General features: G+C 56.0%; 25 protein-coding genes and 1 tRNA gene. 11 read left to right on the forward strand and 15 right to left on the reverse strand.

Features of this window, described 5'->3' with window-relative positions; genetic code table 11:
• The first annotated feature begins 47 nt into the window (after positions 1-47).
• On the forward strand, positions 48-929 hold the full coding sequence (ppk2, locus tag ACIK7D_RS05950) for a polyphosphate kinase 2 (RefSeq protein ID WP_400155824.1): 882 nt from the start codon (positions 48-50) through the stop codon (positions 927-929).
• Between the two features lie 48 nt (positions 930-977).
• Here the strand turns inward: ppk2 and ACIK7D_RS05955 are convergent, their stop codons facing one another.
• On the reverse strand, positions 978-2123 hold the full coding sequence (locus ACIK7D_RS05955) for a hypothetical protein (protein WP_137452420.1): 1146 nt from the start codon (positions 2121-2123) through the stop codon (positions 978-980).
• A gap of 255 nt (positions 2124-2378) precedes the next feature.
• Here ACIK7D_RS05955 and ACIK7D_RS05960 point away from each other — a divergent pair, with 255 nt between their 5' ends.
• On the forward strand, positions 2379-3341 hold the full coding sequence (locus tag ACIK7D_RS05960) for an NAD(P)H-dependent flavin oxidoreductase (protein WP_400155825.1): 963 nt from the start codon (positions 2379-2381) through the stop codon (positions 3339-3341).
• A 136-nt stretch (positions 3342-3477) separates the two neighbouring features.
• Positions 3478-3553, forward strand: a tRNA-Thr gene (locus tag ACIK7D_RS05965).
• A 749-nt stretch (positions 3554-4302) separates the two neighbouring features.
• Here ACIK7D_RS05965 and ACIK7D_RS05970 read toward each other — a convergent pair.
• Positions 4303-4989, reverse strand: coding sequence for a hypothetical protein (locus ACIK7D_RS05970; protein WP_400155826.1), 687 nt, complete (start codon positions 4987-4989; stop codon positions 4303-4305).
• Between the two features lie 37 nt (positions 4990-5026).
• Here ACIK7D_RS05970 and ACIK7D_RS05975 point away from each other — a divergent pair, with 37 nt between their 5' ends.
• Complete coding sequence (locus ACIK7D_RS05975) at positions 5027-5278, forward strand: hypothetical protein (protein WP_183229790.1); 252 nt, start codon at positions 5027-5029, stop codon at positions 5276-5278.
• Between the two features lie 144 nt (positions 5279-5422).
• On the opposite strand, the gene ACIK7D_RS05980 is transcribed toward ACIK7D_RS05975, so the two are convergent.
• From ACIK7D_RS05980 to ACIK7D_RS06000, 5 genes are all read right to left on the reverse strand, one after another.
• Positions 5423-5854: a hypothetical protein gene (locus ACIK7D_RS05980; protein WP_400155827.1), complete on the reverse strand. Its 432-nt coding sequence runs from the start codon at positions 5852-5854 to the stop codon at positions 5423-5425.
• A 175-nt stretch (positions 5855-6029) separates the two neighbouring features.
• Positions 6030-7265 (reverse strand): hypothetical protein, encoded by a 1236-nt coding sequence (locus tag ACIK7D_RS05985; protein ID WP_400155828.1) that lies wholly within the window; start codon positions 7263-7265, stop codon positions 6030-6032.
• A 156-nt stretch (positions 7266-7421) separates the two neighbouring features.
• Positions 7422-7676 (reverse strand): hypothetical protein, encoded by a 255-nt coding sequence (locus ACIK7D_RS05990; RefSeq protein WP_400155829.1) that lies wholly within the window; start codon positions 7674-7676, stop codon positions 7422-7424.
• Positions 7677-7930: 254 nt separating this feature from the next.
• Positions 7931-8350 (reverse strand): hypothetical protein, encoded by a 420-nt coding sequence (locus ACIK7D_RS05995; protein ID WP_400155830.1) that lies wholly within the window; start codon positions 8348-8350, stop codon positions 7931-7933.
• A gap of 9 nt (positions 8351-8359) precedes the next feature.
• A complete protein-coding gene (locus ACIK7D_RS06000) occupies positions 8360-8650 on the reverse strand; it encodes a hypothetical protein (protein WP_400155831.1) in 291 nt (96 codons plus the stop codon).
• Between the two features lie 432 nt (positions 8651-9082).
• On the opposite strand from ACIK7D_RS06000, the gene ACIK7D_RS06005 reads away from it, so the two are divergent.
• On the forward strand, positions 9083-9742 hold the full coding sequence (locus ACIK7D_RS06005) for a hypothetical protein (protein ID WP_400155832.1): 660 nt from the start codon (positions 9083-9085) through the stop codon (positions 9740-9742).
• 18 nt (positions 9743-9760) lie between these two features.
• Here ACIK7D_RS06005 and ACIK7D_RS06010 read toward each other — a convergent pair whose 3' ends face one another.
• The 3 genes from ACIK7D_RS06010 to ACIK7D_RS06020 form a co-directional block, all read right to left on the reverse strand.
• Positions 9761-10426 carry an NYN domain-containing protein gene (locus ACIK7D_RS06010; RefSeq protein WP_400155833.1) on the reverse strand — a complete coding sequence of 222 codons (666 nt, stop codon included), beginning with the start codon at positions 10424-10426 and terminating at the stop codon, positions 9761-9763.
• A 255-nt stretch (positions 10427-10681) separates the two neighbouring features.
• Positions 10682-10987 (reverse strand): hypothetical protein, encoded by a 306-nt coding sequence (locus ACIK7D_RS06015; protein ID WP_400155834.1) that lies wholly within the window; start codon positions 10985-10987, stop codon positions 10682-10684.
• Between the two features lies 1 nt (position 10988).
• Positions 10989-11324: a helix-turn-helix domain-containing protein gene (locus tag ACIK7D_RS06020; RefSeq protein ID WP_400155835.1), complete on the reverse strand. Its 336-nt coding sequence runs from the start codon at positions 11322-11324 to the stop codon at positions 10989-10991.
• A gap of 106 nt (positions 11325-11430) precedes the next feature.
• On the opposite strand from ACIK7D_RS06020, the gene ACIK7D_RS06025 reads away from it, so the two are divergent.
• From ACIK7D_RS06025 to ACIK7D_RS06040, 4 genes are read left to right on the forward strand one after another with little or no spacing between them, the layout of a single operon-like run.
• On the forward strand, positions 11431-11796 hold the full coding sequence (locus tag ACIK7D_RS06025) for a hypothetical protein (RefSeq protein WP_400155836.1): 366 nt from the start codon (positions 11431-11433) through the stop codon (positions 11794-11796).
• A 33-nt stretch (positions 11797-11829) separates the two neighbouring features.
• Positions 11830-12462, forward strand: coding sequence for a hypothetical protein (locus ACIK7D_RS06030; RefSeq protein ID WP_400155837.1), 633 nt, complete (start codon positions 11830-11832; stop codon positions 12460-12462).
• A complete protein-coding gene (locus ACIK7D_RS06035; RefSeq protein ID WP_400156024.1) occupies positions 12459-12722 on the forward strand; it encodes a hypothetical protein in 264 nt (87 codons plus the stop codon). The genes ACIK7D_RS06030 and ACIK7D_RS06035 overlap by 4 nt, the downstream gene beginning before the upstream one ends.
• Positions 12719-12973 carry a DUF6074 family protein gene (locus tag ACIK7D_RS06040; RefSeq protein WP_400155838.1) on the forward strand — a complete coding sequence of 85 codons (255 nt, stop codon included), beginning with the start codon at positions 12719-12721 and terminating at the stop codon, positions 12971-12973. Before ACIK7D_RS06035 ends, ACIK7D_RS06040 begins: the two co-directional genes overlap by 4 nt.
• 76 nt (positions 12974-13049) lie before the next feature.
• Here the strand turns inward: ACIK7D_RS06040 and ACIK7D_RS06045 are convergent, their stop codons facing one another.
• Both ACIK7D_RS06045 and ACIK7D_RS06050 read right to left on the reverse strand, forming a co-directional pair.
• Positions 13050-13505: a hypothetical protein gene (locus ACIK7D_RS06045; protein WP_400155839.1), complete on the reverse strand. Its 456-nt coding sequence runs from the start codon at positions 13503-13505 to the stop codon at positions 13050-13052.
• A gap of 672 nt (positions 13506-14177) precedes the next feature.
• Positions 14178-14522, reverse strand: coding sequence for a hypothetical protein (locus ACIK7D_RS06050; protein ID WP_400155840.1), 345 nt, complete (start codon positions 14520-14522; stop codon positions 14178-14180).
• A gap of 44 nt (positions 14523-14566) precedes the next feature.
• Between ACIK7D_RS06050 and ACIK7D_RS06055 the strand changes: the two genes are divergently transcribed.
• Positions 14567-14764: a hypothetical protein gene (locus tag ACIK7D_RS06055; RefSeq protein WP_400155841.1), complete on the forward strand. Its 198-nt coding sequence runs from the start codon at positions 14567-14569 to the stop codon at positions 14762-14764.
• On the opposite strand, the gene ACIK7D_RS06060 is transcribed toward ACIK7D_RS06055, so the two are convergent.
• The 3 genes from ACIK7D_RS06060 to ACIK7D_RS06070 are packed head-to-tail and all read right to left on the reverse strand — an operon-like array spanning position 14750 to position 18146.
• Entirely contained in the window at positions 14750-17194 is a 2445-nt protein-coding gene (locus ACIK7D_RS06060; protein ID WP_400155842.1) for a hypothetical protein, read from the reverse strand. The two genes, ACIK7D_RS06055 and ACIK7D_RS06060, sit on opposite strands and share 15 nt — an antisense overlap.
• A complete protein-coding gene (locus ACIK7D_RS06065; protein ID WP_400155843.1) occupies positions 17194-18009 on the reverse strand; it encodes a DUF1028 domain-containing protein in 816 nt (271 codons plus the stop codon). Before ACIK7D_RS06065 ends, ACIK7D_RS06060 begins: the two co-directional genes overlap by 1 nt.
• Entirely contained in the window at positions 17925-18146 is a 222-nt protein-coding gene (locus ACIK7D_RS06070) for a hypothetical protein (RefSeq protein ID WP_400155844.1), read from the reverse strand. Before ACIK7D_RS06070 ends, ACIK7D_RS06065 begins: the two co-directional genes overlap by 85 nt.
• Before the next feature lie 349 nt (positions 18147-18495).
• On the opposite strand from ACIK7D_RS06070, the gene ACIK7D_RS06075 reads away from it, so the two are divergent.
• Positions 18496-18894, forward strand: coding sequence for a helix-turn-helix domain-containing protein (locus ACIK7D_RS06075; protein ID WP_400155845.1), 399 nt, complete (start codon positions 18496-18498; stop codon positions 18892-18894).
• Positions 18895-19356 lie beyond the last annotated feature (462 nt).

The raw sequence follows: 19356 nt of genomic DNA on the forward strand, positions 1-19356 counted from the left end.
CTCATTGGCGGCGAGTTGCCTTTACACAACAACAGCCGGAGGAAAACATGGACGAAGAAACGAAGAAGCGGACGGTCGATATCACCATTGGCGGCAAGCTGCGCAGCTTCGACATCGACGATCCGGTTCTTCCTGACTGGGTCGAGGAAAAGGAACTTTCCGCCGGCAATTTTCCCTACGACAAGAAGATGAAGCGGGAGGATTATGACACCACTCTCGAGGCGCTTCAGGTGGAACTGGTCAAGGTGCAGTTCTGGCTGCAGGCCACCGGCAAAAGGGTCATGGCGGTTTTCGAGGGCCGCGATGCGGCGGGCAAGGGCGGCGCAATCTTCGCGGCCCGGGCCTATCTCAACCCCCGTTATGCCCGCGTGGTGGCGCTGACCAAACCGACGGAAACCGAGCGTGGCCAATGGTATTTCCAGCGCTACATCTCGCATTTTCCGACCGCCGGCGAATTCGTTCTCTTCGACCGCTCGTGGTATAACCGCGCCGGGGTCGAGCCGGTCATGGGTTTCTGCACGCCGGAAGAACACAAGCTCTTCCTTAAGGAAACGCCGCGTCTGGAAAAAATGCTTGCCCATGAAGACATCCATCTTTTCAAATTCTGGCTCGACATCGGCCGCGAAACGCAGATCGGGCGCTTTCACGACCGCCGCCACAGCCCGCTGAAATGCTGGAAGCTTTCGGATATGGACATAGCCGCGCTGACGAAATGGGACGACTACACGCAAAAGCGCGACGAAATGCTGGAAAAGACCCACACCGATGCCGCCCCATGGACGGTGGTTCGCGCCAACGACAAGCGCCGCGCGCGGGTAAATCTCATCCGCCACATTCTTCTTGCGCTCGATTATGAGGGCAAGGACAAAAAGGCAATCGGCGAGATCGACGACAAGATTTTGGGATCGGGGCCGGATTTTCTCAAATAGGACCGTAAGATGCTGACAGGCGCCTCCATTCGAGACGCCTGTTTTCCCTTACTGGCCCGGCAGAATGCGCACGGAATAAAGATTGACCGGGCGGCCGCTGCCATCGATGTCGCTGTTGATGAAGATCCTGCCCGGCGCATTGGGGGCGAGAGATCGTTCGAATGTCGTGTTCAGCAGCATGTCCGCGCGCTCGGCCGTGGCGGTGAAGCGGTGGCGGGAGCAATCGCCCAATGTCGCGAAATCGCAGGCGACGGACACCTGGGTCTGCCGGTCGCTGGAGGATTGCAGCGTGATGGAAATGGTCGAGGACTTGCCCGCCATATCCCGCATCACCTCCACCGGAACCTCGACGCTGACCGCGCCATCCTGCGAGACACTTCTCGAGGTCACCTTTATAGCCTTGCCAGCGGGTGTGGCGATGTTTTCGACACTGGCGCGCGGGCCGGCCGAAACACCGGAACTGCCACGCTCCGCATTGAAGACTTCCACCCAGTCATCGGAAAAACCACGGCCGGCGGAAAGGCTCGGCGCGGGCTCCGTCCCGTTGAAATCCTCCGCCTGCACCTGCGCCGGCGGATTGGGCACGCTGGTATCGCGCTGCTCCGGCGAGAGCAGGAGACCTGAGGAATAGACCCACCAGGCGCCGAAACCGATAAAGGCCAGAAGCGTCACGTAGATGAAAAGCCGGGCGAAAAGACCCCGGCGCTTGCGGCGGCCAACCGCGCCCTCCGGACGGAAGGCAAGCGAGGAGTCGCCCGCGCGGGAACCTCTCTTCGGCGGCTTGCCATTGCGCTGCCCCGCACTCAGCGGCTCCGGAGCAGCGGCCGCCCCCGGACGCACATCGCGCGTTTCGCCACGCAGCTCCGGCTCAACACCCATATCACTGCGGTGGGGCGTCTGCGAAACGGGATCGACCGAGTGATCATCCTGCGTCGGACTTTCCGGCGCTACTGGGCGCAATTGCTGCTCCACCCTGTCCAGAAGACTGTTGCGCTCCTCATTCTCGATCTGGTGGATCAGGCCTTCAAGCCGCTGGCGCTGCTGGGAGACAACCTGCGGATCGTCTATGCCCTGCTTGCGCAGGCCCGCTTCCAGTGCCTGACGGGAGGATTGATAAATCCGTGCACGAACTTCGGCGTTCGATCTGTCCGATTTTTCCAGAGCATTTCTGATTGCCGTTTCCAGTCCGCTCACGACCGATCCTTGTTCTATTGCGCTTTGCAAAAAATATGCGGCGCTGCGCCATGGGTTCACGATTCGGTAACGGCTATACCGCCCCTCCGCAAGCATCGTTTGTGATAAAGACCGGATTGCCTTGGGGAAAATCAATTCATTGTGGCACTACGAACGCAGATTCGAGAGGCGAATGCCACGCTGTTTTCGCTTTCAATCTGCTGCTGAACGCGATATTGACTTACGTGCGCGTAAACGTAATTCGTGGGAGGAGACATGCTACCGTCCGTACTGAAAGACAATCTGCGTCTTCCGGTCATAGCATCACCGCTATTCATCATTTCACATCCGCAGCTGACACTGGCGCAGTGCAAGGCCGGCGTCATCGGCGCTTTCCCGGCACTCAATGCGCGGCCCGAAAGCCAGCTCGACGAGTGGCTGGCAATGATCACCGAGGAGCTTGACGCTCACAACCGGGCCAATCCCGAGCGCCCGGCGGCGCCCTTCGCGGTCAACCAGATCGTGCACATGTCCAACCGGCGGCTGGAGCACGATCTCGGCCTTTGCGTGAAATACAAGGTGCCGGTGGTGATCTCGTCGCTTGGCGCGGTGCCGGAGGTCAATGCGGCCGTGCATTCCTATGGCGGTATCGTGCTGCATGACGTCATCAACGACCGCCATGCCCGCTCCGCCATCCGCAAGGGCGCGGATGGGCTTATCGCGGTGGCGACGGGTGCCGGCGGACATGCGGGCACGCTTTCGCCTTTCGCCCTCGTTCAGGAAATCCGCGAATGGTTCGACGGCCCGCTGCTGCTGGCCGGCGCCATCGCCAATGGCGGCTCCATTCTCGCGGCGCAGGCCATGGGCGCGGATATGGCCTATATCGGCTCCCCCTTCATCGCCACCGAGGAAGCGCGCGCTTCCGAAGGCTACAAGCAGGCTATTGTCGAGGCGCAGGCCAAGGACATCGTCTATTCGAACTATTTCACGGGCGTACACGGAAACTACCTGAAAAGCTCGATCGTCGCCTCCGGCATGGACCCCGACAATCTGCCCGAAGCCGATCCTTCGAAAATGGACTTCGAAACGGTCTCCGGCGGCGCCAAGGCCTGGAAAAACATATGGGGCGCGGGGCAAGGAATCGGCGCCGTCAAGGCAGTGGAACCGGTGGCGGCGCTCGTCGATCGTCTGGCAAATGAATATGAAACGGCCAAAAAGCGCATCTGCGGGAAAGGCTGAAGTCTGCGGCAAACAATGGACAGGCAAAGCTTTTTACGGAAATTTCAAAACCAGCACATTCAAGGCTTGAAATCCGTCAGCATTGCCTGTATCAGCCCGCCATGAAGCTGATCCGCAGCAAACGGGTCACAATCGGGCCGCTTTAGCTCAGTTGGTAGAGCACGTCATTCGTAATGACGGGGTCACGTGTTCGAGTCACGTAAGCGGCACCATTTTCAAACAAAAATCGCAGGTATTTCAACGCCATAGCTCTAGGCGCCGTTGTTTTATCCACCTTTCTGCCCACCTTTTCCCCTTCGGTATTTGTTGCGGAAGCTTCCGCTCTCTGGCAGGTTTTCATCGTTCACAGACCGGGGAATCGCTTCATGACCTATTTCGCCAGCCCAGAGGAAGCTCGGGCAAAGTCGCACTTTGAACTCACCTCGAAATGTGTTGCATGCGACAGGCCACTTTCAGGCGCTACAATAGTCTATGACCTCTATGGCACTGAACCCGCCGGCAACGCTTTTCATCGTGATTGCGCTTTTGAAATGGCGCAGAGGATCATCTGCGACGCCTGGCCGAATAGACGCGCGCCCTCGGAAAGCTAAGGTCGAGCGTGTGCGTAATGCACAGAAAATCTTGACCGGACACGATGTCCGACGATTTGTCTGGATCTGTCGGTTCTGATGTTCACCCTACATCGACGGGAATAAGGCTAGAGGCTGTTCATCAGGCGTTTGATCTTGGTGATAGCGTCATCGAGCTCGCGTCTTGCTCGAGATAAGTCTTCACTCCTGATCGCACGCTCACAATCATCAAGCTCGTTACGGAGAATGCGCCTAAGCGTTTCGCGGATTGCCTCTTTGTCCATGTACCCCACCCATCGATACACGATAAGGTCACACAGTGAGGCCGAAGTTGTCAATTTCAACCCCAGCCGATAACGAGGTCAGAGCAAAAAGAAACCCGCCGGAGCGGGTCAGATAGTGTCCCAAATGCCTTTCATGTTTTGGCACTCGGCTGCAATATCCTTCATGAGTGCGGTAGTTGATTTAACGCCATCAAACACGGTTCCTGACGCCACGTCGATCACCTTGCAATACAAGGGGTGCACAATCTCATCATCGGCGGCGACATGGAGTTTGCAGAATTCTTGTAGGACGGCGGAAACGTAATCCGCAGATTCCTTGGTATGTGGATGGGTTTTTGAGAAATGGAGTTTCCACCCTCCAACGTACTTCTTGCCCTTTGGACCGGTGCCACGAATTATGATTTCCGGACGAACAGAGATATCTACGTTGTGAAAGGTAAGTTTGGGCGGGTTGTGCGGACCAAGCTTAGGCTCTAGGCCCTCCATGTCGATGTTGTCGAGCATCTCGGAGAAACGCTCGAGGGCGTCCACGTTCGCGGAAATTCGCCTTGCCGTTCCGACTTTGTCCGTTTTTATTTGATTGAGATGAGCCTGCTGCTTTGTCAGGGGCGATGGATCAACCGCGCCTTCAGCGAGATAGAGCGATATTGCTTCAGCGGCCTCGCGATGAAATATCCCCGGATTAAATTCAGGGTCGGGATACTTCCGGTCAGAAAGGATTTTTCTCTTTCTCGCTGCCTTGCAAACGATATATTCCGCCAGCTTGTTTACCGAGATTGAGGGATTGTTTACCATGTCAAGTGCATCCTATGGGGTGAACGGAGATAAGGTCATGACATTCCAGGCAGTCGCAAAATTTTCCAACGATGAGCGTCTATGCATCTGTGAAATCACTGACGCTGAAGCTGCTCTAGCTGTTGAGGATTCTCCTTTTGTTGATGGGTTCGGCCTCTATCTCGTGAGGGTGAGCGCATCAAACCCAATGGCGCCCGCCGTCGTTTTGGCGAAGTTCACGTCTGAAGAAGCCGCAACAAAAATGGCGAACTTCTTCAGATTTACGGGGACTCTGGATCAGGCCGCCTGACTTCACTGCTTCCCCACCTCGTCCCGTTTCATCCGCTCAAGCTCTTCTGCGCCCAGAGCTGCCTCAACCACCGCATCCACCTCCGGCAAGAAGCTCTCCCACATTGGCCCTGCCGTTGGTACAGGCATTTATTGCGACCTTATGTCAGTAATAGCCGCCGGGGCGAGCCCAAGCACTACGATTACCGCAGCGATTACCGGCCGCGTCGTACTGCCAGTTGTATTGGCAGTTACCGTGATATGACTTGGGCGGCGGATAGCCACCGCCGCCGCAATTGTTGTTGGCGCAAACAGCAACAGCAGTTCCTACCAGCGCCACGGCAACTAAAGCCGCAGCTGCTGCATCTTGGTTTTGTACCATCTGCGGGCAATCAAATGCCTGAACCTCGCGGCGATTCAGTTCTCTCAGGATGTCCTGCTGGAAGACCGGATCTTGATTTTGGAGATATGTCCGACAGAGCGTCGGCTTATCGATCGATTTCGGATTGGCGTTAAATGCCTCGCGCGAAGCGGTGCATGCGCTCAAGGCGCACGAAATGAGCAGGGCGCCCAGCACCCTCAAATAAACAATTGTCAAAAAAGCCCCCAATAACGTCCCAACAAGTACAAAAACACGCAGAGAGATTGGAGTCGAGTCTACTCAACTAGAATTTTTATTAGGGAGACCAAAAAGAAGTTTCGGCTCTTGCGGTTTCAAATGACTTCTGGAGATATCCTGTTTGGGAAAGCAGTAGCGGACGGCTGAATAAATTTCAGTAGTCCCAATAATTCACTTTTGGTGGCGGATCCCCTTCCGGATCGTGAAGTGGATCAGGATCGGCAAACAGCTCTTTCATTTCCAATGTTGCCTGGATTTTATCAACACTGGTTTGCTCCTCGAGGTGCTGCAGACGCTTCTGAGCCCAAGCGAGCATGCGGCTGTAATCGTCCGGTATGTCTTTGTTTACGGGAACAGTCGCAATGGTGTCGCGCAAATCATCTGCCTCACGCCGCGCATCGGCAATCCATCGGAGATAGGCTAGTCGATCATCTTCTCGCTTCGTGCGCTGCTCTGCCATCTTCCTGCGAGATGCCATATGCGCCCGACGCTCAGCTTCTTGGCGACTTCGCTCATCGTGCTCCCTCTCGGCAACGTGATTAATGCGGAAGCTATCGACAATCTTATCAATGTGATCCTCTATCGACTTGGCATCGGTATCGATCCATTCCTTTTTAACGCCTTCTGCACGACCATAGATCCGTAGCTTGAACCGCCCAACATGCTTGTAGGTAAAACTCCTCCATTCAGACCTGGAAACGTTAGTCTCTCGTTTCCGTGGAGCTTCTATTTCGAAATCTACTGTCGTCCCATCCTTCGAAAATCCTAAGCGATTCCCACTCCCGTTTAACACGAAACCATAGGGTTTCAGTTGCAACGTGAGGCTGCCTAATATGATTCCAACTCGGGTAACGTCCTTCGGTGCGACCTTAATCCACCTCAACTGAATGAATCCGTCTCGGTCGACCTCGCATCTCCGTAGCTCTGAAATAAAGGCTTGGACTTCTTGTTGAAGCTTGCCAGATGTCGGTGTCGCTGGCCTGTCCCGCTCGACCAACTTCTCTGGTGCAGGCGCCTGCTTAATGGAAGCAGAGTTAGGTCCATCGTCCACGCCGCACGATAACCTTTGATTTTCAGCTTCTATTTCCCGTCTGGCTAAAGCCATGACCTCCAAGAGATATGGACTGGGCGTGCTTGATTGCCTGCCGCCGATGTGTACCGTATGAAGCGCTGTGTTCCCGACCTTTCGCAAAGGCGTTCGTTTGACGGCTTGTCCAGCGTTGATTTTAGCCCAATACCCCCTCGAAGGAACTGGAACGAGATGTCGCTGGCATGTTTTTGCCAAACCTCGGTCGGATAGGCCATATCTCTCGGCAAGCTTCTGCATAGGCGTGGACCACACCAATTCGTAGAGCTCCTCTCGGGCCATTGATCGCTTGAGTTCGTCCACACCTTCCTCCATGCCGAGTAGAAGGCCATAACATCCTCCTACCAGTCCCCTATGCCATATCGGAGTAGCAATTGTGATGGTGCAGTAAAACCGGAATGAAAAAAACGAATGATGGGGTGGCACCCGAACGAAGCGTTCAGACATTCACTTCCGGTTTCAGGTTTTGTAAGGTTCCGCACCTTTGCGAACCTTAGCCAATGCCAAGAATGTTTCTTCAATCCTTTTAGGCAGATAATGCGCCCTCACAACGCGGGGGCGGTTAATGAAGGGATTTATGATTGCAGCGATGGTTTTGCTTGCAGCGGGAGCTGCGGCGGCAACAAACACGCCGTGCAGCGGAAAGAAGGGCGGCATAGAACGATGCCAAGGCGATACATTCATTTGCATGGATGGATCGGTCAGCGCCAGCAAGAAGTCTTGCATCGCAACGATGGGTAGTCTCGGGGTACTTGGATCGACAGCCGTTGATATGGCGCCGACGAGTTCAAAGGACTGCTCGTGCAGAGACGGGGCATACTGCACCGGTCCCCGCGGGGGGCAATACTGCCTCAAAGAGGACGGCGGAAAAAGTTACCTTCGGAAGTAACCTGCCATCGTTTGGAGCCTTAGCATTTACCAGCATCCGCCCTCAAACTGAGGATGGAGCGCAGATGCGCGATCCTCGGCTATGCGGCAGCGGCCAAGGGAGCATCGGCCAGATGAAGCGAGATGAGCACTCCTGCCCTTTCTGCAAGAGGCACACCGCATTTCATGGCTTGAGCGCGTCGGCGGATATCGGCCAGATCCATTGCATCGAAATCCGACACCAGTGTCGGCCGGGGCAACAAGGCTTGATCCTCATGCAAGACGCGGGCGATTGCCTTCATCAGGTCGCCATACAGGCAGGCGGCATTCTGTTTCGTGCCGGTCATGAGATTGAAGACAAGGCGCAAGTGATCTGGCCCGTATGTGGTGCCGATCCATTTGACAGTGGCACGGCAGAAACATTCCCCCGGCCGGTTCGTCGCGCCGTTGTGCTCTTTTGGCGCCAGCAGCTTCACGCCACATTCTTGAGCAATCCTATGGGTGTTGAACGTGCTGCGCATCACAGGCCCTCACGCAGCCACAGGAAGCGCGACAGGAGCATCAAGCGTCTTCATCGCTGGAATGGTCGCTGGGCAGTTACCGCGCTCATGAGGGGCAGACAAACGACCGACGCGCACCGCCTCGGCATAGCCGTCGATGATATCGCCCAGGCGAAAGAACCCGGCCCGAGCCATGGAACGGATGAAGCCTTCATCAACCAGCTTTCGAAAGCCGCCCTTACTGATATGGATGACGCGCGCTGCGTCCTCGATCGACACGGCGAAGTCACGAATAGGCTTTCCACGAGAATATGCGACCATTCCAGATGCTCCAAATTTGAGATGAATTTCCTATCGGTGCAGGAATAATATCTCATCAGAGGATCGGTTCAAATAGGGGTCGCGTGCGCGTGCGCGCGTACTGGTCACTTTACGGCGCTGTTTCCCCTGCAAACCAACGTGATCCCCGTAGTTCGGCTCTGCGCTTCTATGGTCCACAAAGCGATACCGGCGGACTAGGTTTTATTAGGCTCGCTTTCGACCGCGTAGTGACTGGCCGCTGGTGTCGGCAGGCCAAACCTTCCGAGAGATACCGAAGTACCGCTCCCCAGATTTGGGGACTGGCAACGGGCTTGGATTTCAGCCGGTCAACGCAGATTTGCGCTCACCGAATTTGGGGAGCTCAGAGCGGCACGTAACCCTCGCACCAGCCCCAGCGAGATATTTTCACGCGGTATTGTACGGGAGGGGAAAATGCTGACGGACAGAGGATTTTGCGTTGCGGTTACGACAGCCGTGGCATTGATAGCTTTTGTTGTCTTCATGCGCTTCCTACCCGATTTCGTTGAATGGCAGGGCTGGAAATGGTGCAATCCGGACGAATGCAACGTCCAAACCTGGCTCGGTTCCTTGAGTGGATGGTTCGGGGGATTTGCCGCATTTATTACGATCCTCTTCATTATGCGGCAGCTGCGTGAACAGAAGCGGCAAACAGATTTCGCAATAGGCGATGCTATGCCAACACTTGACGCTATCGAGCATCTTCAGGACAATGCTGAGCTTGTGGTGAGGATCGTGAATTGGAATCGACGGGCAATTGTCGTGCGCCACATCAAGGTTGATGATCCGACAACCACAGTTATGCTGAACAGATTGACGATTAACGGAAAGGACAAGCCCGTTGCAACAATCAGCTTCTCAATTCAGCCGTTTGTTATTCCGGGCTGGGAAAATCGAAATGGCGCTCCTGCCCACGCGGAAATTAGATTGGCGGCAATCATTGAGGTCGAGAACAATTTGAACCTATCAAAGTCATGGCATGATCTCCCGCGAATCGTTGTTGACGTTCAGATGCTGGGAGATGCACACAAAGCGATTGTGCTAAAGGCCGATACAGGTCTGCTGCTGCGATAGAGGCTCGATAAGAGCCTTTTATTCCGCGGCATCGGCTACAGAATTCGCCTCAGCTTCGACAACCGCCTTGGTCTCCAGTACGAAATCGGAATGCTGCTTCAATTCCACCCGCACATTGTGTCCATAGGTTTCCAGAATAACCTTCACGCCTTCTCTGCGAACAAATTTAAAGGCAGGCACGAAATCCGAATCCCCAGTCACGACAATAACCGCCCTCACCATCTCTCGGATCGCGAGGCGCGCCATGTCCATGCCGATTCGCATGTCTACGCCTTTTTGGGACAGGTCGAGCGTAAAATCGCTATCCTGTAAGTCGCGCGCAGCCTTGATTAGCTGCTTTTGCGACCGTGGTTTTATCGTCCATTTCTGAGGAGATAGCGTAACTTCGCCCATGCGAAGCGCGAACTGAGGCTTCAAAATCAGTTGGTCAAACAAACTTTGCGACATGCGATATCGCTCGGTAAGCGCCAAATTGTAATCGGTCTTTGATACCGGGTACTGCAGCTTTTCTGACGAAGGCATCGCATCGTAGTAGTAGATGCGCAGAAGCTCATACCCATCCACTTGGGGAATCTTTTGAAGCTCAGCGCACGCATCAGCGATATCATCAGCCGTAGGATGCTGCCCAAGCTTGCCATAGAGTTTTTTTGTAAGGAAACCACCGTCCAAGAGTATCGCGTACAACGGCCGCTGCAATCTCTCCGCCCCCCGGTGGAAAAGACGGAGCCGACCAACTCCCTACGCTTTCGCGGGCCGCATCGCAGCTTGTCGGAATAGGTCGGCTCACTCGTCTATCTGGTAGCCGCTCTAGCAGCTTTGAGCATTCTATATGTGATTTGCGAATTAAGTGTAAAGACCCGGTCAATGCAATTTATTGAGATTGAATGATATGCGTTGATATCGCTTGATTAAACTTTCTCATCGCGTTTCGGTTCCCTCTCAGCGGCATCCGTCGGTTTGTTGAAGCTGACTATCGCTGAAAAATTCCATCTTCTTGTACGGCTTGAAATGCGCCCTGAATGTGGGACCGTCGCCGACAGTTACACCCACCACAATCAATTTCTCGGACGTTTCCTCTACCGCCAAGATACGATACGCCGTTTTATCAGCAAGGAAAGAGTTTTCCGAACGGGCAAACCTAACCTGATACTCGCGTCTCGGGTTTTCGCAAACCATCGTTTCAATTTCGCTTGCCAATGCGCTGGTTCCGATACCGGTAAAAAGCAAGAGGATAATGACGCGCATATCAAGCGCCCTTACCGTTCGGCTTCGCGCCTGCAAGTCCTGGCTGATCCTCATGCCGATCGACATCAATGCCAAGGCCCACAGGCTCAAACTCTGCGCGCTGCGACTTGAGGCGAATTCCGGGACCGCCGCGAACTAATTCCCCATCGTTCATGAAGATGATGCCGCCTTCTTCAAGGGCAGTCCGTATCGCACGCAAAGTTGACGCTTTCGGATCGGCTGAGTTGCGTTCGATGTTGTTGAGGCCGGTGGTGGAAATACCGGCAGACTTGGCAAGCTCGGCTTGCGTCAGCCCAAGCATGGCGCGGGCGCCTCGGATTTGTTCAGGTGTAATCATATGTCTTTTCTATATCGCGGTTGATTTTTTATCAAGTAGGGTTGACGTGATCTGCAATTAAGGTTAACACAACTACAGTTGATAATTTCTCAATTGGAGCTACCCAATGCCGAACACCCCCGTTCAGGCCACCGCCGAAGGCATGCCTAAATTCGGCCTGACTGCAATCATGTCGGATGCATGGGAGCGCTACCGCTACATCCGCCGCCAGTACTCCGCCAAGCAGATCGAGCGCGGCATTGTGGATGGCTCTTTCTCGGCCTGCCTCAAGACCGCATGGCGCGTTGCCAAGAAGAACCGCGAGGAAGCCCGTCAGGGCGCAAAGGTGGTCGCCGTGATGAAAACCCCAGCCGGTGAACGTCTCCGCGCTCTCCGCGCCGCTCTGGCCGAAACTGACACGCTTTCATTCCGCTACAGCGCCGCCGCTCGTCGCACCGCCATCAAATCCGAAATCAACGCACTGCTCGCCTGATTGGTGATGCCCGATCCTATGGAGGAACCTCGCATGTCCAAGACCAACACCACATCGGACCGCAATGCTGATCTGAATGCCATCGTGGGCGATATCGCCAACCTCAAACACCTGCTCGACAGCGCTTGCATGGCACTGGGCGAAATGGATTACGGCATTGGCCCGACCCGCAACCATGAACTGGACCGCGTAAGTGGTTTGATGGATGTGGCCCGCTCATTGTCGGAAGCGGTTGAGCAGAAGCTTGATGCGGTCTATCCGCACTTGGAAGCGGTAGCCGAAGCGTGTCCCGCCGTCGCGGCCCCGCGCAAGGGCATGCCGAATATGCCGTCAATGGATTTCACGGATTGGACCATCCTTGATTTTGAATTGGCCGTTGATGGCTGGATTCGCATGGAGCATGCGATTGGCAGTCTCATCAACCAGCCGAGGGCGAACGCAGGTCGCGATTACCACGCTGGTGCAGCGTTCTTCCGTGACTTCCAAGACGACTGGGCGGCCTTCCAGCTGGACAGCATCATCAAGCATCTTCGCTCGACCCGCTTCGATACCGTCGAGGACGAACAGCGCCGCGTCTGGCTCATCGTGCGCTTCGCCGCCGAATACCCGGATGAAATCGAGGACTTGCTTGTCTTCGCCACCAGCCAGCTACAGGCATCGAAATGAGGGAACGCATCGCGATATTGAAGCTGCGCCGCCAGTTTCTCGAAACATGGATTGAGCAGGCGATTGCCCTGCTCGACCAGATAGACGGCGATTGCGACCTTGAAGAAGGCGGCGACATGGAGCCTTCCGTACCAAGCACACCCCGGCTCATCATGGGCCGGGTTCACGATGACCTCGAGTTTGATACTTCGGATTTTGAACCGTACGGCGACGAGGGCGATTACAGCGCCGGCAGGCTGGCAGGAGGCCGCGGACTATGACCAAGGTTTTGATGTTCCCCGTTGATCGCTGCCGGAATGAAATTGACCGGATTGCGCGTAACCTGAACAGCCTCAACGGCGAGGCGGCCAATCGGTACTGGAAGCTGGAAATGCGCGTCCTGGCCGAGCGCTGGAAGGCTTGCGGCTTCTCGGATGATGAGATTGCCCACAAGGTCATACTGCTCACCACAGCCGTTCAATTGGCGCTGTGCGACATGTGGGGCGAAAGCTCGGTTGCTGCCGAGGACTGACATTCTCCGAACCACCCTGAGCACATCGGCCGCGGCACTGCTGCGTCGAATGATCAATAGCCCCTGTATGCCGACGCTAGGGCTTGGGCTTCGGGGCTGGCGTTGCTGTTGACTGCGCAGGCTTTTCAAGCAAGAGGGATTCGACCTTCTCGCCAAGTGCCCACCAAATGACAACTCCACAGACCGGTATCAAAACAATTGCGGCGGCGAGGAATCCGGCAATAAATCCGGCCTTCTTCTCTATGTCGGTGAGGCGGGTTTCAACGCCGGTAAGTCTCCCGTCCAGAGCTTTTTCTAAACGCTCTATCGAGGCAGTGAGCGATTGCGTCTGCTTTTCCATCGATTTATCGATTGTCGCGGACAAATCGTCGTGCTGCTTGCACAAATGCTCTACACGCACCTCAAGTTTGCCGTTTGACTGATGAATGTCGAAAAGCATCTGGTTCGAGTACGCAGGCATACTCGACGGACTAGGTGTGACATTCGGAAAATCATGCGGTGGTGAAACTTCGCCCCCTTGCCCGTGTTTCATGTTGCTTACCTAAGCCTCCGACTTCGTCTTAATCCAATCCCATATGTCTGTTGGGGCTCGGCCAAAGTATGAATCCATCTTGAAAACTATCGCAGCACCGTTATGCGGTTCGAGCAAACCCAGTCTAGTAGATAAGTCTCTCGCGGTTTCGTTAGCGGAGATCAGCCACTGACCTGGCTTCACCTCTAGATTATCGTCGCGGTAGTGCTCCTCGATAACGGGCCTAAGCCGGTCCGGCATGGAAGCGCTGAAAACTACGAAGATGCTCATATTCGGGTCTCTGATACAAAATGCGGAAGGATGTCAACGTATCTTACGAGGTCTTACTAATTCGTAAGAGGTTTCCGTCCCAACAAGTGGTGACGCCATTCGGTTGCGTCAACCTTGCATCAGGCTCGCACAATGATGCCGAAAACGTCAACCGACTTTAATCCAGTGCCCGCCAAACGCGCCGTAGGGATTACTGTTGGCGGAAATGACGGCAATCAATTGGCAAGCCTCACACAAAGAGGACGAACGTCGACAGAAACAGAATGGACAGGCTACATGCTGCGATACCGGGAATGCTCATCGTGTGCTTTCCTCCAATGCTGCGATGACGGCTTCAACGGACTGGGACGTCGGCCAGTTGCCCCGGCCAGCTTTCACAAAGCGGTGAAGCTCGCCAAGCCCTCAGTTCGCCGGCCGATCGGTCTTGATCGAATGCGCAACCATGGTCGTGTTGATCGTCTCCATGGCGCGGCCAATGTTCATGACGATCAGCGCCAGTTCGGAGGCTCGTGCGCTTCCGCCGTGCGGATCCTCGATATCCCCTCCCGCCTCGATGAAAGCGTTGGCAGAGATATGCTGCGCCACATCGAGCAGCGCCAGAGCGTCTTCCACGGTTTCACAGGGCAGTTCATTCATCCGGATCAGCACGGCATCGGCGTCAGCAAGTACGTCATGCCCTTCATCGCGGCGTTTCCTGAGCGCCTGGATATACAGGGCCGCGTCGGAGATGGATTGAATTTGGTTCACGTCTATGCTCATTCTGTCGGCCTCTCTTTCTGGAAGGCTGCCCGATGCTTCTCGACCGCATCATTCAAATCGCCTGCGTTCTGTTGCTCATCGGCGTGGTCTATGGCGTCGGTCAGGGCTTTCTGGCGGTAGCCGGGCTGTTTGATGGTCCCGGCTTCCCTGTCGGATTTATTTGTGGCGCGTTCCTTGTCCTCGCTATCTGGTTGATAAACGAGAAACTCGACCGCTCAGCGCGCCGGTAACAAACTCGTTCCGGTCAGCAATGCGCGGGTAATGGCTTCGGCTCGTCGGTTGGTTGCTGGAAGCGCCTCCCTTGTCCGCAGCGCCTCAAGGATTGCGCGGTTCCGTGAACTAAGCACCTCCGACATTCCGGATTCGAGCGCCTCTTTTCGACCAGACATGAGAGCGTTGAAAATCCGGTCACCGGCCTTGATAGCCATCGCCCTCGGCACCGCCGTAAGACCGCCAACAGCCGCTGCTTGGCGTATAAGGTCTGTATCGGCAGCCTGCCCCTCGCCAGCAGCGAGCGCGCGACGTGCGGTTTCACTGTTGCGCGTAACGGTGCTGTTGGTATCGGCAAAGACCCTTTCAGCTTCCAGCGCCTTGAACAGCTTCCCCGCCTTTTCTTCACCGAACAGCGTTGCCAACCGGGAACGGTTCCAATCGCCCTCCGTCTTGATGAGCTTGTTAAGCGCAGAAATATCGTTCGCATTGTTGCCGAGAATGCGATCCACCTCTGCGCGGGCACCTTGAGACATGCGGAATGGAACTGCAGAAGGGCCGATTTGCAGACCTTGAGGTTCCGCACCCGCCAACACCTCGGCGGCGAGCTCTGAAGGTCGCGGCGATGTGCGCTTGCTATCCAGAACGGTCTGCCCCCGCGCCAATGCTTCGCGCTGACGGGCCAACTCGGCATAGGAGGCATCCACAGCCTTGAGGTTCGGCACCGTGCGGGCCAACTCGTCATCGATCTGCGCGCGGGCTGTCTTCAGTGCCCGGATAACCTGCGGGTTCGCCTCCGATGACATCATGCCGTCTATCGCCTGACGGGTCTGAAAAAGGGTGCCGGGATTAGGATCGAGATTGCCAGGCGCGCCGTCGATATCCAGCATGGACCGCACACGCTGCACAGCTGTTTGAGCATCCCCCCGGAGATTGACCGCCTGAGCTTCGAGGCCTTCGGCAATCGGACGCGTATCCACCGCCTTTGCACCCCGGAATGCTTCGTCATACAGCGTGCCCAGATTCCGCTGATTCCCCTTAATGCCAGCCTCGACCTGAGAGGGAACCACGTTCGGGCCAAGGGTTTCATCAACCACTTGCCCGATGCGAGCGTTAGCGCCAGCCTGACGTTCCGCAAGCGCTTCCCTGATAACTGCTTGTCCGCGGCCGGGAGTCGCTGCGATGCCGCCGGCACGGCCCTGTAGACCGGGGCTGATGTCCATCAGCATTGCTTCGGGGCCAAGGTCATCAAGGGCGCTGCGCATAGCATTCGCGTCCAGACCATCACGGGCAGCAAGGTCGGCCAATCCCCTGACCACCTTCGGCGTTGTCCCGGCCGATGCTGCTGCCGATCGATTGATGAAGGCATTGCGGAACTTCTGAGCGCCAAGACCAATCAGCCTTCCGGCCGTAGGGCCCGCAAGTCCAGATGCCAAACCGAAACCAGCGCCCATAGCTGTTTTCTCGATATCACCCCCTGAGCGAACAGCAGCATCAGAACCGCCGAGCGCTGTACCGGAAAGTCCCGATGCAACGGTTCTGGCAGCCATACCGCCGCCGCCAGCACCGAAGGCAGCAGGAGCGGCGGCGATCAACGGCGCGGTACCGGCGACGGCACCTGCTACATTTGCACCTGTGGTGAGCCATGGATGGGCGTCCTGAGCATCCTGCGTGAGGCCCTGTGCGAGCTTCAGGTTCTCATCGTAGGTTCCGCCGTTGATGATTGTGGACGCAATTGCAGCGCCCCGCTGGCCCGCGCCAAGCAAGGCAGGACCGGCAACCGGTACGCCATCGGCAAACCCGGTCAATGTTGCCCCGATACCGCCGCTTGCGCCTTCCATTCGCTGCTGTTGGTCTTCTGCCGCAAGCAGGGCCTGCCCTTCCTCGAATGAAGGATGGCTGTTTGGCGATGGCGGCTGCTGGAACTTGGTCCACGGCCCCGTTTCGAACTGCTGGTATTTTGTCCATGGGCCCGCGCTGGGCTTGTGGTTGCGAACCGCATCAACCGTCACGCCCTCGCTGGCGATATAGCCGTCGATATCTTCGACAGGAGCGTTCATACCTGCCATCTTGGTGACGTTGCGCTTGATTTTGTCGAGGTCAGGCGACGACTGCGCCGACCGGCCTTTCTGGATTTCGGCAGCGAGAACCTTGGCTGCATCCGTGTCGCCTGCCTGATCGGCGTTGATGAGAGCCGTTTCCAGCTGCTTCATGCGCTCGGGCTGCTGCGCCTGCTGTGCGCCGGATGCGAAGATATCGGCGCCGCCATCGTCTCGGCGTGGCGCTTCCATGGGCGGAGCGGATTCCCACGAGTTGCCACTTGTTTGCTGTGATTGAGGCGCTGCTGGCTGTTGAGCCAGGTTGTGGAATTGCGCCAGTGCTTTTGGCTGGCTCTCGGCCTGCACGAGATGCTTGCGGCCATCTGGGCCCATGATTTCGAATGTCGGCATCAATAGAGCCCTCCATTGTTTCGTCCGGTGATGAATTGCCCCATCGCCCTTGTGAAGCCCGGCTTTGCGCCGTCTACCATCGATGCGGAAGGGCCGATGATCTGTTGCGCGAATAGACGCGCTGTTTGCTGGCGACGTTGCTCGCGAGCGTACATATTTTTGATTTCTCCGATTGGATCATGCGAAGCGTCGGCCGAAATCTGGATCGGAGTAGAACTTTGATCGGTGGCCACCGTCAGTCCTGCCGACCTAACGCCGCGGATGTCACCCCCAGCGGACTGCCCAGCCATAAGAGCCGCCAACAACCTTTCCGGGATTGGATCACCCTGCCCGGCGTTGTAAACCTTCAGCGCCTCTGTGAGCACGTGAGGCCCAGCTAGGAAATTACCTGCCACAGAGACGCCGCGGCCCAGGATGTGACCAGCAAAATATTCGCACTGCTCACCGGTATAGGCGGCGTTCTCGCCGGCGGCATTGATCAGATGGAACTGTCGTTGGCCGAAGGCGCCTTCTTGGCCGCCAAGAGCCTCGGTAATCTCGTCGGGTGACGCTCCCTTTTCAAGCATCGAAAGAATGGCGCTGCCGTAAGGCGTCGATACCAGACCTTGCGCGGCGACGGCACCAACGCCGGCCTTCACAAATGGAACGCGGTTCCCAGCCGACGCACCGCCGCTAGCAACCGCAATACCGAGCGCTCCAGTTTTTGGATCTCGGGCGACTATAGACCAAGTCAAATCACGCCCTCGCTGATATCGTTCGGATGGAATATGCCGGAGAACTGACGGCCCGAGCGCCTCATCTTTTCGGCTGCGCACTGCAAAACATATTCGTTTGCCGACATGCCGGCTCGATTAGCTGCGTCCAAAAGGTTTTCTTTGAAGCTGCCCGTTACCCGGCCGCCGCGAAGCATGATCGGTACTGTCGTTTCTCTCGGCTTGGAAGCGGTCTGCATTTCAGATGCCTTTCGCATGGTTGAAACTGCCCGCATTTTCTCACCGCAGATTCGGCGGGGGTAGTGACATCGTGTTGCAACTTTTGTCCGTCCTAGCGTTGCAATGATGACTTCATACACGCTGAGATAAGCAAATCGGGGTGTCTGCGCGAAATACGGTCCACGACCGCATTTACCGGCTTGGCAGCGGTGATCACTGATTCTCCCCTGGTGATCGAGGATCTAGCCATAAGAGATGGGACCATTAGTTACGAACTAAGTTCGTCTTCAAACTTGACCGTCACGAACTTAGTTCGTATAACGTCCTACCGGAGTAATTAAGCTTCGTTCGGACGTAGGAGTGGTCACAATGACCCCAGATGAACTGATCAATCTTAGAAAAACCTTGGGCCTTACACAAAGTGATTTGGCGGGCCGCCTCGGCCTAACTGTTCGTGGATACCAGAAACTCGAAGCCGGCGAGAGCGCTATCAAGGAAATCTACGCGAAAACGCTGTCCATGATAGCACGTCGCGGCGGCTCACCTTTTGTTCCATCAGCGGGCCCAGGGGGCTACGCGGTAGCAGCGTTTATGATAGCTAGAGCTAATATCTACGCGATGCTGGAAGCGAAACTGATGACTGGCGAGCAAGCCGTTAATTCGCTGGAGGCTTTTATTGATGACCTACCAGATGGAACTGAAGGCGGAGAAGCACGAGGATTGATGCAAGCAGTCATCAATTCGATCGCCCACCAATATTGCAAATGAAGCGCTGCATTTACATGCGCCGCGGTGGCGGGCGTCCCGTTCTTTCCACGGTGGAAACAACCCCAATGGGAGAAGTTGATTTCGCGCCACCGTGGCGCAAACTGGCCGTGCTGTACGGCGAGTGGAAAACTCCCAATGGTTTCAGCACCGACATGCATCGGGCGTCGAGCGTGCGTTCATCGGTCGCTCAGCGAGCATTACCCGATATGGTAAACTGTGCAGATTTGCATGTTTTCGAACCCGGAAATTCTGGGTTCCAACCGGACGTTAAACATACGGTTCATGCGAATCAGAGAGTCCGTCACTGTCATCGGATGACAGTGAGCATCGCGCGCGTACTTGGTCTGGAATGACGGCCGTTTGCTTACTATCGCTTACTTTTCCACCATTGGTGTAAAACTGTTTGGTTGCCGGAAATCCCGGCATCCACCCGGACGTAATACGTACGCTTGGTGCGGATGG

It is taken from the genome of Agrobacterium sp. P15N1-A (assembly GCF_044626815.1).
GTDB classification, from domain to species: domain Bacteria; phylum Pseudomonadota; class Alphaproteobacteria; order Rhizobiales; family Rhizobiaceae; genus Agrobacterium; species Agrobacterium leguminum.

Bases quoted from the DNA above. Each gene is read 5' to 3' on its own strand.
- ACIK7D_RS06070 (WP_400155844.1), bottom strand. From the start codon at position 18,146: ATGCAGACCGCTTCCAAGCCGAGAGAAACGACAGTACCGATCATGCTT.
- ACIK7D_RS06060 (WP_400155842.1), bottom strand. From the start codon at position 17,194: ATGCCGACATTCGAAATCATGGGCCCAGATGGCCGCAAGCATCTCGTG.
- ACIK7D_RS06000 (WP_400155831.1), bottom strand. From the start codon at position 8,650: ATGGTCGCATATTCTCGTGGAAAGCCTATTCGTGACTTCGCCGTGTCG.
- ACIK7D_RS06075 (WP_400155845.1), top strand. From the start codon at position 18,496: ATGACCCCAGATGAACTGATCAATCTTAGAAAAACCTTGGGCCTTACA.
- ACIK7D_RS06015 (WP_400155834.1), bottom strand. From the start codon at position 10,987: ATGCGCGTCATTATCCTCTTGCTTTTTACCGGTATCGGAACCAGCGCA.
- ACIK7D_RS06040 (WP_400155838.1), top strand. From the start codon at position 12,719: ATGACCAAGGTTTTGATGTTCCCCGTTGATCGCTGCCGGAATGAAATT.
- ACIK7D_RS06035 (WP_400156024.1), top strand. From the start codon at position 12,459: ATGAGGGAACGCATCGCGATATTGAAGCTGCGCCGCCAGTTTCTCGAA.
- ACIK7D_RS06055 (WP_400155841.1), top strand. From the start codon at position 14,567: ATGCTTCTCGACCGCATCATTCAAATCGCCTGCGTTCTGTTGCTCATC.
- ACIK7D_RS06030 (WP_400155837.1), top strand. From the start codon at position 11,830: ATGTCCAAGACCAACACCACATCGGACCGCAATGCTGATCTGAATGCC.
- ACIK7D_RS06025 (WP_400155836.1), top strand. From the start codon at position 11,431: ATGCCGAACACCCCCGTTCAGGCCACCGCCGAAGGCATGCCTAAATTC.
- ACIK7D_RS06020 (WP_400155835.1), bottom strand. From the start codon at position 11,324: ATGATTACACCTGAACAAATCCGAGGCGCCCGCGCCATGCTTGGGCTG.
- ACIK7D_RS05970 (WP_400155826.1), bottom strand. From the start codon at position 4,989: ATGGTAAACAATCCCTCAATCTCGGTAAACAAGCTGGCGGAATATATC.
- ppk2 (WP_400155824.1), top strand. From the start codon at position 48: ATGGACGAAGAAACGAAGAAGCGGACGGTCGATATCACCATTGGCGGC.
- ACIK7D_RS05975 (WP_183229790.1), top strand. From the start codon at position 5,027: ATGACATTCCAGGCAGTCGCAAAATTTTCCAACGATGAGCGTCTATGC.
- ACIK7D_RS06045 (WP_400155839.1), bottom strand. From the start codon at position 13,505: ATGAAACACGGGCAAGGGGGCGAAGTTTCACCACCGCATGATTTTCCG.
- ACIK7D_RS05995 (WP_400155830.1), bottom strand. From the start codon at position 8,350: ATGCGCAGCACGTTCAACACCCATAGGATTGCTCAAGAATGTGGCGTG.
- ACIK7D_RS05960 (WP_400155825.1), top strand. From the start codon at position 2,379: ATGCTACCGTCCGTACTGAAAGACAATCTGCGTCTTCCGGTCATAGCA.
- ACIK7D_RS06005 (WP_400155832.1), top strand. From the start codon at position 9,083: ATGCTGACGGACAGAGGATTTTGCGTTGCGGTTACGACAGCCGTGGCA.